The sequence below is a fragment of the Listeria cossartiae subsp. cossartiae genome (assembly GCF_014224155.1).
Taxonomy (GTDB): Bacteria; Bacillota; Bacilli; order Lactobacillales; family Listeriaceae; genus Listeria; species Listeria cossartiae.
In genome coordinates, this window is the sequence record NZ_JAASUI010000004.1 from 90,945 (window position 1) to 103,505 (window position 12,561).

General features: G+C 38.0%; 12 protein-coding genes and 1 tRNA gene. 2 read left to right on the plus strand and 11 right to left on the minus strand.

Annotation, left to right across the window (positions count from 1 at the left end):
• Positions 1 to 138 precede the first annotated feature (138 nt).
• The 7 genes from HCJ30_RS11840 to HCJ30_RS11870 form a co-directional block, all read right to left on the minus strand.
• Positions 139 to 1,065, minus strand: a complete 927-nt coding sequence (locus HCJ30_RS11840; protein WP_185392313.1) for a dipeptidase — start codon at positions 1,063 to 1,065, stop codon at positions 139 to 141.
• A 78-nt stretch (positions 1,066 to 1,143) separates the two neighbouring features.
• Entirely contained in the window at positions 1,144 to 3,306 is a 2,163-nt protein-coding gene (locus HCJ30_RS11845) for an MMPL family transporter (protein WP_185392314.1), read from the minus strand.
• Positions 3,307 to 3,384: 78 nt separating this feature from the next.
• Positions 3,385 to 3,993: a TetR/AcrR family transcriptional regulator gene (locus HCJ30_RS11850; RefSeq protein WP_185392315.1), complete on the minus strand. Its 609-nt coding sequence runs from the start codon at positions 3,991 to 3,993 to the stop codon at positions 3,385 to 3,387.
• Between the two features lie 16 nt (positions 3,994 to 4,009).
• Positions 4,010 to 4,408 carry a hypothetical protein gene (locus tag HCJ30_RS11855; RefSeq protein ID WP_185392316.1) on the minus strand — a complete coding sequence of 133 codons (399 nt, stop codon included), beginning with the start codon at positions 4,406 to 4,408 and terminating at the stop codon, positions 4,010 to 4,012.
• Positions 4,409 to 4,557: 149 nt separating this feature from the next.
• Entirely contained in the window at positions 4,558 to 5,037 is a 480-nt protein-coding gene (locus HCJ30_RS11860) for a type II toxin-antitoxin system death-on-curing family toxin (protein WP_185392317.1), read from the minus strand.
• Positions 5,030 to 5,425, minus strand: coding sequence for a hypothetical protein (locus HCJ30_RS11865; RefSeq protein ID WP_185392318.1), 396 nt, complete (start codon positions 5,423 to 5,425; stop codon positions 5,030 to 5,032). Before HCJ30_RS11865 ends, HCJ30_RS11860 begins: the two co-directional genes overlap by 8 nt.
• The gene (locus tag HCJ30_RS11870) at positions 5,388 to 6,863 is read right to left on the minus strand and encodes a type II toxin-antitoxin system death-on-curing family toxin (protein WP_185392319.1); all 1,476 of its coding nucleotides are present in this window, start codon (positions 6,861 to 6,863) and stop codon (positions 5,388 to 5,390) included. The genes HCJ30_RS11865 and HCJ30_RS11870 overlap by 38 nt, the downstream gene beginning before the upstream one ends.
• A gap of 263 nt (positions 6,864 to 7,126) precedes the next feature.
• Here HCJ30_RS11870 and HCJ30_RS11875 point away from each other — a divergent pair, with 263 nt between their 5' ends.
• Complete coding sequence (locus tag HCJ30_RS11875) at positions 7,127 to 7,462, plus strand: YjgN family protein (protein ID WP_185392320.1); 336 nt, start codon at positions 7,127 to 7,129, stop codon at positions 7,460 to 7,462.
• Between the two features lie 55 nt (positions 7,463 to 7,517).
• On the opposite strand, the gene HCJ30_RS11880 is transcribed toward HCJ30_RS11875, so the two are convergent.
• Both HCJ30_RS11880 and HCJ30_RS11885 read right to left on the minus strand, forming a co-directional pair.
• Positions 7,518 to 7,589, minus strand: a tRNA-Arg gene (locus tag HCJ30_RS11880).
• A gap of 119 nt (positions 7,590 to 7,708) precedes the next feature.
• Positions 7,709 to 9,145 (minus strand): lytic polysaccharide monooxygenase, encoded by a 1,437-nt coding sequence (locus HCJ30_RS11885; RefSeq protein ID WP_185392321.1) that lies wholly within the window; start codon positions 9,143 to 9,145, stop codon positions 7,709 to 7,711.
• Between the two features lie 156 nt (positions 9,146 to 9,301).
• Between HCJ30_RS11885 and clpP the strand changes: the two genes are divergently transcribed.
• On the plus strand, positions 9,302 to 9,898 hold the full coding sequence (clpP, locus tag HCJ30_RS11890; RefSeq protein WP_185392322.1) for an ATP-dependent Clp endopeptidase proteolytic subunit ClpP: 597 nt from the start codon (positions 9,302 to 9,304) through the stop codon (positions 9,896 to 9,898).
• A 48-nt stretch (positions 9,899 to 9,946) separates the two neighbouring features.
• Here clpP and bcaP read toward each other — a convergent pair whose 3' ends face one another.
• Together bcaP and namA are read right to left on the minus strand one after the other, a co-directional pair.
• Entirely contained in the window at positions 9,947 to 11,338 is a 1,392-nt protein-coding gene (gene bcaP / locus HCJ30_RS11895) for a branched-chain amino acid transporter BcaP (protein ID WP_185392323.1), read from the minus strand.
• Between the two features lie 182 nt (positions 11,339 to 11,520).
• Positions 11,521 to 12,537, minus strand: a complete 1,017-nt coding sequence (gene namA, locus HCJ30_RS11900; RefSeq protein ID WP_185392324.1) for an NADPH dehydrogenase NamA — start codon at positions 12,535 to 12,537, stop codon at positions 11,521 to 11,523.
• Positions 12,538 to 12,561: the final 24 nt, after the last annotated feature.

The window sequence follows — 12,561 nt, forward strand, 5'->3', positions numbered from 1 at the left end:
CCATTAAAAATTCGTCTGGTATACGCATACCAAACTAAATTCCATTTCTTGTCTTCATTATAACATGCCATTTTTCAAATTACAGCAGATTCTCTTTGAAAAAAATCCAAGTACTTGTCTCAGCACTTGGACTTTTTGCTATTTTGGTAAATGGTTTAAGAAGTTGCGCGATGCAAATCCTTCAACCTCTTCTTTTGTATAGTGTTTTTCTAATGTTTGGAGGAAGCTTTGGTATTTGCCAGCGTGTTCAAGGCCTTTAACGTGGTCAGGAATACCATCAAAATCGGAACCGAAACCAATGTTTTTTAACCCGCCAAGCTCGCAAATATGATCGATATGCCGGATAACATCTTCCGTATCAGCCACTCCAGCATCCGTCGTGAAAAGCGGATGGAAGATCACGTGAATCATCGCATCGTGCTCAATCATCGCTTTAATCTGGTCATCATCCAAATTTCTAGGATGCGAACAAATCGCTTTTGCGCTCGAATGACTAGCAATGACAAATTCCGCTTGCTCCAATGTTTCCCAAAAAGCTTTTACGCTCAAATGAGACACATCTGTATATACTTTTCGTTCATTCAACAAATGGATAATTTCTTTCCCAAAGCGCGTTAGTCCCGCACCACGTTCTTCCATAATACCATCTGCTGCCAAATTGGCGTTGTTCCACGTTAGTCCGACAGATAATACGCCACCATCAAGTAATTGCGTTAATTTATCTAAATCACGTCCAATTGGTTCAATGCCTTCTAATGTTAGCATCGCGCCAATTTTGTCTTCAGGTAGGTTTTCTAAATCACACCATTTTTTTACATGTTGGATAATTCCACCTTTATGCAGTACGTGTTGTTTAAAAATATTAACTTGCTCAACCGCTTTTTTCCATTTATGTTCAACAGGAATATCTTCATCAAGAAAGATGGCGAATCCTTGCATTAACATTTTAGCCTCTATAAGCCGTTCAAAATTCACATCAAGTTCTTCCGCATCTTGGAAAGTGTATTTTCCTTTTCCAGCCTGCAACTTGTAAAGCGCATCACAGTGGGTATCAATTACTCTCATTTTCTGTCGTTCCTCCTTTTTGATACATCTATTATATACTTTTCAGAGGAATAGACAAGGAGTTTTTCAGGAACAAAATTATTTTGTCATTTTATGCTGTTTCCCCGGCCAGAATGACCATTTTCCAAGGAGCACGGTAATTGATGGCACTAGGAATGGACGGACGATAAATGTATCAAGCAACACGCCAATTGCTGTAATTAAGCCAAATTGGACGAGGAGTTGAATTGGAAGTGTAGTTAAGACGCCAAAGGTTCCTGCTAAAATTAACCCTGCAGACGTGATAACCCCACCAGTTTGACCAACGCCTTCTGTAATTGCTTTTCGAAGTGGCATTTTCTTGCTATTTTTCCAGATGCTAGAAATCATAAAGATATTGTAATCTTCCCCGAGTGCGACGATAAAGACAAAGGCATAGAGCGGAATCAAGCCAGAAATCGCCTCTACTCCCATCGCGTAATGGATAATGACCCAGCCGAGTCCGAGCGCTCCAACGAATGATAACAGAACCGTTGCAACAAGATAAAGCATTGCTGTAATTGAACGTAAATAGCATAGAAGTAAAATCGCAATCAAAGCAATAACCAGCGGAATAATCACTTTTTCATCATGCTCGGTCACCGCGCGATCATCATACTGTGTTGCTGTTTGTCCGGCGATGTAAACGTCATTCCCTTTGTCAGCAGCGACGCGAACTTTTGGTACGACATCCATCGCTTCATTACTATAAGGATTATCTTTTAAAATGAGTGTGTATTTTTGATAGCCCTTGCTTCGTTCAGGCCCGGTAACTGACGCAACCCCGTCCACATTTTCAAGCGAACTCTTCATGGATTCTTTGGAGTTCACAACTACCTCCATTGGCGCAAGCATACCGGCACCGAAATGGTCGCTAATGAGCGTAAACCCTTCCCGTGATGGCATGTCTTCTGGGAATGTCGACAGTGTATCATAGGTGTATTTGACTTGCGTTGTAAAAATCCCACAACCAATCAAAATAATTAACGTGATAATCAAAATACGAATGGGATGTTTCGCGGACATTTCCCCAATTTTATGCCAAAAACGGTTTTCTTTGTGGTGTTTCGGTGTTTTACCTTTTTTCTTCGCGCGGTTTTCTTCCATTTCGACTGTTCTTGGGACAAATGGCCAAAACGAGACGCGACCAAATATACCTAGAAGGGCAGGTACAAGTGTGAGCGAGGAAATCATCATGATGAAAATCGCTAGACTAAATGGTACGGCGAAATTATGGAATGAACCGTATTCTGCGGCTAGTAATAACAGAAGTGCCGCCATTACAGTCAAGCCACTAAGCGCAATCGCACCTGCTGTACCGCTGAACGCTTCTTTAAATGCTTGGAACCTGTTTTTCTCGGTGTGTAAATGACTGCGAAATCTGGATATCAAGAATAAACAATAATCTGTTCCAGCACCAAATAATAGTACGGTCATGATGGAGAGTCCTTGCGAGCCATACGTGATTATTCCTTCTTTCGCGAGCAAACCAAGAATCGGTGTAATCACCAAATACGCAAAGCCAACCGCAATCAAAGGAATTAATGCTAAAATTGGCGAACGATAAATCACTAATAAAAAGACTAACACAAGTAGTACAGTCCCAATTAATAACGATACATCCGCGTCTTTAAATAACCCACTCGCATCGACACTAATCCCAGCCGGACCAGTTGTCCGAGCAACGAGCGTATTATCTGCTGAAACTTTCTGCGCAAATGGGTCTTCACCAATCGTTGTTTTCGCAGCAGATTCAAGTTGTTTGAAACTTTCAGATAGTTGATCCGATGTTGCGCTATCTTTCATAATAACTGTTTGAATAAAAGTAGTTCCGTCTTTAGAAACTTGTTGTTTTAACGCAACTGGTGGCATTTTGTCGTAAGGAACTGCCATTTTTTGGTAATCTACTGGGTTTTCGGTTAGTTCTTTACTATATTTTTGAATATTAACTAAATCTGCTGTCGTCAAGCCAGTGGAACGATACCAGGTAATTAGCGCTGGCACACCATCTGTCCCGGCAAATTTGTCATCAATTAGTTTTTGCGCAACAACAGAAGGCTCTGAGTTTGGCAGATCTTTCGCCGCATCATCTTTGTAATCAGCTGCTTTTGGAAAGAATAATTGTAAAATAATAATAGCGATAATCCACAGACCTAACGTAATAAATCGACCTTTCTTGCCGCCAACCCCACCGGCTATTTTGCTTAAAAATCCATCTTTCATTAGAAATCCCCCTTTAGTTTGCTCGTTTTTTCGTTTATCAATTGATAAGTGAAACAACAAAAAAAGAAGCACACTAGTTCATACCTCTTTTTTACAAATACCAAACATCATTAAATTGATTAATTCATCGATTTGCTCTGTGGTCGTTTGCTGTTGCGCAAAGCTGCCTTTCCCTGAAAAAAGTGGGCTAATGGTAGACAAACAGTATCTTGCAGCCGTCTCCGCACTTACACCGTCACGCAGTTCACCAGCATTTTCTAGTCGTTCGAAAAAATTTTGAAATGGTTCTAAATACGTTTGTTGCCATAATTTATAGAGTAAAAACTGATTTTCTGGTTTCATTTCATTGAGAATATCATGAATCATTAGCAAAATATTGGTCGGATGTTCCTCAATTAACATGATTAACATATCGCGCAATTGCGCTTCCTTCTCTTTGTTCGCCTGCATAATCGGATGCATTTCCAGCTGAATGTTCTGCGTCAATTCACGAACCACTTCAATATAGAGCGATTCCTTGTCTTCAAAATGGTGATAAAGTGCCGGTTGGGTAATTTTGGCAATTTTAGCTATTTCTCTGGTGGAAACTGCCCGGTAACCTTTTTCCATAAATAAATCACGTGCTGTATCCAGAATTTTTCTTCTTGTTATTCCTAACTCTTCTGCCCGAGTCCGCTTCTTTTCCATCATCACCCCACCTTTCTTATTTTGTTGCAGTTAGTAATGGAAGGTTTTTATTAATCAGTTTTTCCAACGTTTCCTTATGCCACTTACGACCAAGAACCCGCTTACTAACAAGATATTTCCCTTCCTCCAGCTCGCCGTCTTCTGTCACTGCTCGAATATATAAACGATACACTAATTTCTTTTTCTCCAGCGCAATTTGCTGAACTGTCTTCCCATCCAAAAAGTGCATTTCCGCATCACTTAATTTAAATACAAATGTAAAAATTCCCGCTTCCGTAAACGCGAGAATAAGCGAGTGCCTGCCCCGCATATGAGGCCCTGCGTACAAAAAATCAATCGTTTGAACGGTCAAATTATTATCCGCACTATACGTTCTTACTTCTTTTTCCAATCGCTCTTTCAAACTAGCAGCCAAAATAAGCGCCTCCCTTGCTGATTAATATTTTACCAGAAAATGGTTGGGGGAAGTAGTGAAAATTTTTTATAGAAAGAAACCAAGACAACTCCTATTTAATCTTATCATTGGTTAGGTTTATTCTAGTATCATTTAATTACAAACCTTTATTAAGTCTTTGATAACTTGATAATCACATCTTTAAAAGAACTATTATTATTTATTTCGGTTTCTAAATGTTCTAGGATATTTTCAGAAGGGAGTTTTGAAGTTTCGGTAATATGTTCTTGTATAGTTCCTTTAATTTTCTCTTGTTCCATATGAAATTCTACAATATTCATAGCGATATCATAAAAGCTGCTATCTATTTTTAAATTGAAACCATTTAATCTTAGATAAAGATAAGTTGTCACTAAAGCCGTTCGTTTATTTCCATTATAAAAGCAATGATAATTAGCCAAGGAATACCATAAATAAGCTGCCTTATCAAAAATAGTAGGGTGCAATTCCACACCAAAAACCTCTTGATCTAGGGATTGCAAAATTAAATGTATGGAATTTTCGTCTCTAATTCCATACATAGGTTTGACAACATTTTCTGTTAACTTCTGCAAATAGTTATTGATATTTACTATTAGTTGTTCATTCATAATTTTTTATAAACCTTTCTAATTCTTCCAAAGAACTAAATGTCTCTCTTATATTTACTATTTCTCCAAATATAGAAATACGATACTCTAAGGAACCTTTCATTTGATAAATTCCTACGATAAAATAATTAATCTTTACAGTTAGAAGTTTTGCTTTCATTTCGTAAAATAATTGATTTATTTTAGTAAAATCAATTTTCACATTTAAAGTCTCCATAATTTTATTCTCTAATATATCGATAGAATCAGTATCCCCGCTGCATACACTTTCTACTTTTTCTGTATCAAATAGTACTACAGTATAATTTTTATCTACTCTCTCAGAATCATATTTAATTGAGAAGTTAGCTTTATTTTCCTTTAAGAATGTTTGCAATTTTAGATACATCTGTAATCTCCTTTCTACCTAATTTTTCAATTAAATCCCATTTTTGTGTATCATTTAAAGGTGATTTTAAATTAAACTCATCTAATAACATATTTAATGTATCAAAAGCTGTTCTTTTATTACCATTTTCAAATGCATGGTCCGCAATACTTCTAGTTACTGCAGAAGTTTGCTCCCATGTATCATTATAATAAGATGCAGAATTAATTATACTATCAATTGAATTATTTTGTTCAAACCCATTAGAATATTTTTTATTTATATTCCTAATGTCCTTTGCAATTTCATCCGTATTGTCAATTAAATTTCTACTCCGATTCTTCCCACCCTTGTTAATTTCCTCTAACGCCGCTTTTTCTCTTTTCAAATGCTCTTCAAAATTAGATGCTTCTCTAGCTTTTTTACTTGCTTCTATATTTTTTAGTATTCGCGTTTTTTGGTCGGCGTTTGCTTTATTGGCTTGCTTTAAGGCGCTGTTTGGTATAGTGAATTTCTTTCCTCGATATACTTTTGTCGTGTAACCAAAAATAAGCGAGGTTAAAATCCCAAAACTTTGCGCTTTGCTTATTTCTTGTCCTGTAATCGGATTTTTATTTTGTTTCAATGATTCTAGTGTGGCTTTTACCAACTCGCCTTCTTCCGTAGCTTGGTTACTTTCCTTTGGTAATTCGCCGTTAAAACTGGCTGTATTATAAGCTTCCGTTGCTTTAATATCCACTTGACCATCTTTAGACAGAATCCACATGCCGCCTTGTTTCACTTTGCTATAACTCGCAAAATCATAGACTGTCGTATCAGTGGCGCTCGCTTTTCCTAACGTTTTTCGCATTCGGCTCACAGTGGCAAAATTTAGTTTACTTATATCATAGCCCCCAGTTTGACTATTAAACTGGATATTGGATTGTAACTCTTGAACAGTCTGCTGGATACCTTGCACTAAATCCGTCAAATGCTCGAAAAAAGCCCCATGACTTTGTTCAAAAGCCAGATATTTCTCTAAAATATTTTCCTGCTTATATGCGGTTGCTAACTGGGAACGATAGGTTTGCATTTGGCCTTCTGTGTTACTATTCATTCGTTGATACAATGCTTCTTTTTTGCTTTCAATTCGGTCAATCATTTGGCCGAGTTCGTATAAACCATCTGCGTCGATTTTAGCATTAGGAGAAGGGTCTACTTGGTCGTGAAAGTCCTGGATGTACCGCTTCATCCGTTCCTCACTCTCATTCATTGCCTCGATTATCGTGTCGCAGAGTGGAATATACGTCATTTGATAATAATTTTTGGACGCTTCCACGGCCTTCCCTTTTAAACTACCATCTTCTATGTAGTTTGTCACGGTGGTTTTGATGCCTTGGATGATTTTTCTTCCTGTTTGGTTAGCTGCGCGTAGTTGGAATGCAAAATCTCGTATTTCTCCGATGTCGATTCGGCTCACTGGAACAACTCCCTTTTGTAATTTCTATTGTTTTTCATTCAAAACTTGTGCACTTGCTCACAATAATATTTTATCAAAATAAGCCTCAAAACAAAACGAATAAACCATTTACCAAGAAATATTCCCCCTCATAATCCACAAAAAAGTCAAATCCAGTTTTCTCTTCTCCAATCATTCATGCTAATATCAATATTAGCGCTTACTACAATGGTATAAACGTTTTTTGCGATTATATAAATATTAAACGAAAGTTGGTACGAAAAATGGGAGAAGAGTACAACATTGAAACACGAAACGGGAGAACATCATTTTTTGATGGAGGTTTGCTGCAATATATCGGTTGGACGATACTTGGCACTTTGGTGACGATTTGTACGATTGGGATTTGCTATCCATGGGCTTTGTGTATGGTTTATGGCTGGAAAATCAATCATACGGTTATTGAAGGAAGACGCTTGAAATTCCAAGGTTCTGCGGTTGGACTTTTTGGTCACTGGATTAAATGGCTTTTACTAACTATCATTACTATCGGAATTTATGGTTTCTGGGTTTTCATTAAATTAGAAGATTGGAAAGTAAAAAATACGATTTTTAAATAAAAAGAAAAAACATCTTACAACATGGCTTTTGCCAAATGTGAGATGTTTTTTAGTATGCCCTCGGAGGGAATCGAACCCCCATTTTAAGAACCGGAATCTTACGTGCTATCCGTTGCACCACGAGGGCTATATGTAGGTCAGAAACGCTTACCGTACGAATAATAATTATAGCGAAATTCCTAGGGTTTTACAAGTTTTATTTTATTTGAAAAAGCCAGCACATCCGTAGATTTGCTGGCTCGGGTATTAATTTACTAATGTCCAAATGGAAGAGCTGTCTGGTCTTGCACCTTTAACCCACCATTTTGCTTGGTATGTTTTGCCGTTATAAATGACTTTATCTCCGCCGTTATAGGCTTTTAGAGAGTTCCAAGCTTGGAGTTCTGTGCTTTCATTTTTCCAAACATCACTTGTGTCTGGTGCGTTACCTTTTGTCCACCACTTCGCTGTATACGGCACGCCTTTATAATAAATTTGGTCGCCAGCTAGGTAAATTTGATCCGCTTTCCATGTGTTCATCGGATCTAGTGGTTTTGTTTTAACAGTGATTTCGTTACTTACTAAGGAGCGATTTCCTGAAGTATCTACTGCATAAACTTTATATTTATAGCTTGTATTGCTTGCTAGTTTTGTATCTTCAAACATTGTTTTTGTTGATGTTGCGATTTTTGTATTATTACGATATAGTTCGTAATTTTTCACTTCCACGTTATCCGTGGATGCTTGCCAACAAAGAGCAATTGTTGTATCTGTTTGCGCGTGTGACATTAAGCTTTTTGGTGCAGTTGGCGCTTCTTTATCCACTGCTGGAGCTTCTTTTGTAGTCACATTAATGCTATTGCTTAATGCAGAGCTGTTGCCACCGAAATCTTTTGCGCGAACTGTGTAAGTGTACGCAGTGCTTGAATTTACAGTCGTATCTTCATAAGAAGCGGCTTGGCTTTCTCCGATTACTTGTCCGTCACGTAAAATTTCATAACCTTTAATTCCAATATTATCCGTTGAAGCAGTCCATGTTAAACTTACTTTTTTCGGCGTAGTAGTTCCAGCTAAATTAGTTGGAGCTGTTGGCGCTTCGTCGTCAGCAATTGGCGCTACATCAGAGTTAATGATGTTTGCGTCAATAACTTGATAAAACGCATTACCTGTATCAGCAATTGTCCAAACACCAAGGATTACATAGTATCCTGAACGGTCATTCGGAATATTAATTTCTTGTGTAGCAATAGTTCCTGGAGCACTTCCATCCGCAGCAATTGTTGCTAATGGTTCTAATGATGCTCTAGTCAGTGGCGCATTTGGGTCCCAACCTTTTTTAGTAATAAAATATTGCCAACCACTTGTTCTATGTGGCGCTGTCAATGTCCATTCTACTGTTAGTGGGCCAGACTCAATATCAACTTTTGCCCAACGATTTGCAGTTTGAGCGTCTAAAAGTGAATATTTTCCTCCGCCTGCGATTCTTCCATCAGCAGGTCCACTTACTGGGAAACCTTTTGGAGCTTCTACACTTTGTGGTTCAAATTGCGCTGCTCCAACCCCTACATTGATTCCTCTGTTTGCTAAATAAACACGACTTGCCGGCTTTGATATGTATCCATGAGCTGAAGCAGTTGTTTGAAAAAGAACTACAGCTAACGTAAACACAGCAAAAAACATTCCAATTTTCGAAAATTTCTTCATGATGCACCTTCCTTTCAGTATAGTTAATTATACCTTTTTGTTAAATTTTATTGAAATAGTTTGCCTGAGACTTTATCGTTTGACCTAGTTTGACCATTCGTGTATGATATAAACAAAGCTAATTTTAAATATACATTTAACAGGAGGAATCTTGATATGAACTTAATTCCAACAGTAATCGAACAAACTAGCCGCGGTGAACGTGCATATGACATTTATTCCCGTTTATTAAAAGACAGAATTATTATGTTAGGATCTGCAATTGATGATAACGTGGCAAACTCTATCGTTTCTCAATTATTATTCCTAGATGCACAAGATCCTGAAAAAGATATTTTCTTATATATCAATTCTCCAGGCGGAAGCATTTCAGCTGGTATGGCCATTTACGACACAATGAATTTCGTGAAAGCGGACGTTCAAACAATCGGTATGGGTATGGCTGCTTCAATGGGATCATTCCTATTAACAGCTGGCGCAAGCGGTAAACGTTTTGCCCTTCCAAACGCAGAAATCATGATTCACCAACCACTTGGCGGTGCTCAAGGTCAAGCAACTGAAATCGAAATTGCAGCTCGTCACATTTTAAAAATCAAAGAACGTATGAATACCATTATGGCTGAAAAAACTGGTCAACCATATGAAGTCATTGCTCGTGATACAGATCGTGATAACTTCATGACTGCACAAGAAGCCAAAGATTACGGCTTAATCGATGATATCGTTGTTAACAAATCTGGCTTAAAAGGTTAATCAATAAAAAGAGGTTTTGCGAAAATGCAAAACCTCTTTTTTATTACCTTATTTTATACGAAGCGCTGAATGTCTTCTTCCGTAAAATACATATACTAAAATCCCTAGCACGAACCAAATACCAAACGCGATCCATGTTGTTTTAGATAAATTAAGCATTAAATAAACACAAAGTAAAAAGGAAAGTGCTGGTACTACAGGATAAAATGGTGTTTTAAATCCTTTTTGGTTCAAGTCTGGGTTTCTTCGTAAAAAGAAAATCCCGATAGAAACCATTGCAAAGGCAAACAGTGTTCCAATATTAATTAATTGCGCTAAATCTTCCATTGGTACAGTAGAAGCAATCAGCCCCATCACTGTCGCAAAAATCATCGTATTTCTGACTGGTGTATCATTTTTGCTGATTTTTGAAAATGATTGAGGTAATAATCCGTCACGTCCCATTGCGAATAACAAACGAGTACCGCCATAAGACATAACAAGCACAACGGTTGTCATCCCTACGATTGCACCAACTGAGAGCAACCCAGCAATCCAGTTTTGATTAATTGCTTGAAGTGCGAAGGCAACAGGTGCACTAACGCCAACTAAATCAGTGTAAGGTACAACGCCCGTAAGAACAGCTGAAAGTAAAATATAAAGCAATGTACAAACTGCTAGTGAAGCAATAATTCCGATTGGCATGTTTTTCTGCGGATTCTTCACTTCTTCTGCTGCACTTGAAACAGCATCAAAGCCGATATAGGCAAAGAATACAGTGGAAGCCCCAGTAATGACACCTTGTACACCAAATGGTAAGAACGGCGTCCAATTATCTGGTTTTACATAAAAAGCGCCTACCAAAATAAATAATACAACAACTGCGATTTTAACTAAAACCATAATATTATTTACGCGCGTCGATTCACGAATTCCAAAGCTAAGTAAAATCCCAATTACCATAACAACAACAAATGCTAGTAAATCAAAATACGTTCCCGCACTTGGATCATAAGCTGATGAAATAACTTTTGGAATGTGCAAGTCAAATCCCGCTAGTAGGCTTTTCATATAAGAAGACCAGCCGCTTGCGATTGCCGCTACAGCCAAGCCATATTCTAAAATAAGCGACCAACCTAAAATCCACGCCACTCCTTCACCAAATACATGATAACTATACGTATAGGCGCTACCAGCAACTGGTAATTTAGAAGCAAACTCCGAATAACAAAGTGCCGCTAAACAGCAAGCAATTCCCGCAATAATAAATGAAATTATAATTCCTGGTCCTGCAATGACAGAAGCTACCTGCCCTGGAAGAATAAATATCCCTCCCCCAACAACCGCCCCGACTCCAAGCATCGTTAAATCAAATGCTCCTAACGTTTTGTTCAAATGATGTTTGTCTGTCGCTGGGTTATGAAAACTCTTTTTTCTGAAAAAAGAATTAATTTTCGTCATAAAGATTCCTCCTTTTTTAATTCCAATTTTCAGTTAATTTATTTGTGTATGTTTAAACTAACTGGAAAACTATTATTCATGGTAACATAAACGAACTAAAAAATATACAACATTTGTAGATTTTTGTTTAAAAAAAGGCAAAAAAAGCTTGAAACCCTCAGAAAGGATTTCAAGCTTTTCAGTTATTTCCAAGCTCGTGAATATTGTTTTGGTCCTTCAATCGTTTCGCCTAATTGTTTGGCTGCATCTTTGGCAAAATAAGGATTACGTAATAATTCACGACCGACGATAATTAAATCTGCTCGTTCGTTACATAAAATTTCTTCCGCTTGCTCGCCTCGTGTAATAAGTCCGAGCGCCCCGGTCGCAATCCCCGCCCCACGACGAATCTCATCTGCAAAAGGAACTTGATAGCCCGGGAAAACTGGCGGAGCTACATTTACTAAGCCACCTGTACTAACATCAATTAGTTCCACGCCATCTGCTTTCATCCATTTAGCAAACGGAATGTGGTCTTCTAATTGCAAGCCACCATGTGCATAATCCGTTGCAGAAACCCGAACAATAATTGGGCCGTCCCATACTTCTTTTATTGCTTTGATAATATCGCTTAAAATTTTATAACGATTGCCAGCAGGTCCGCCGTAATTATCTTCACGACGATTCGTAATTGGTGATAAAAATTGATGAATCAAATAACCGTGCGCGGCGTGAATTTCAATAACATCAAAGCCAGCTTCTTTTGCGCGATAAGCGGCACGTTTAAAATCAGCCACGACTTCTTTAATCGCTTCTTTTGTCAGTTCTACTGGTTTGGCAGATTTTTCGTCAAAAGCAATCGCAGAAGGAGCTACAATTTCACCGGGTAAAACGGCTTTTCGCCCAGCGTGCGCTAATTGGATACCCGCTTTTGCGCCGTGATAATGAAGGCCATCGACTAATTTTTTTAAAGCTGGAACTTGTTCGTCATTCCATAACCCTAAATCAAACTCAGAAATGCGGCCGATTTCTTGAACCGCGGTTGCTTCTAAAATAACAAGTCCTGTACCGCCAGCTGCTCTAGAAACATAGTGTGCAAAATGAAAGTCTGTTGCAATCCCGTCTTTATTTTCTACTGAATACATGCACATTGGTGACATAACAATTCTGTTTTTTAACGTTACATCTTTTAATTTATATTCTGAAAATAATTTTGACATTCTAATTCGCATCCTTTTCTTTTA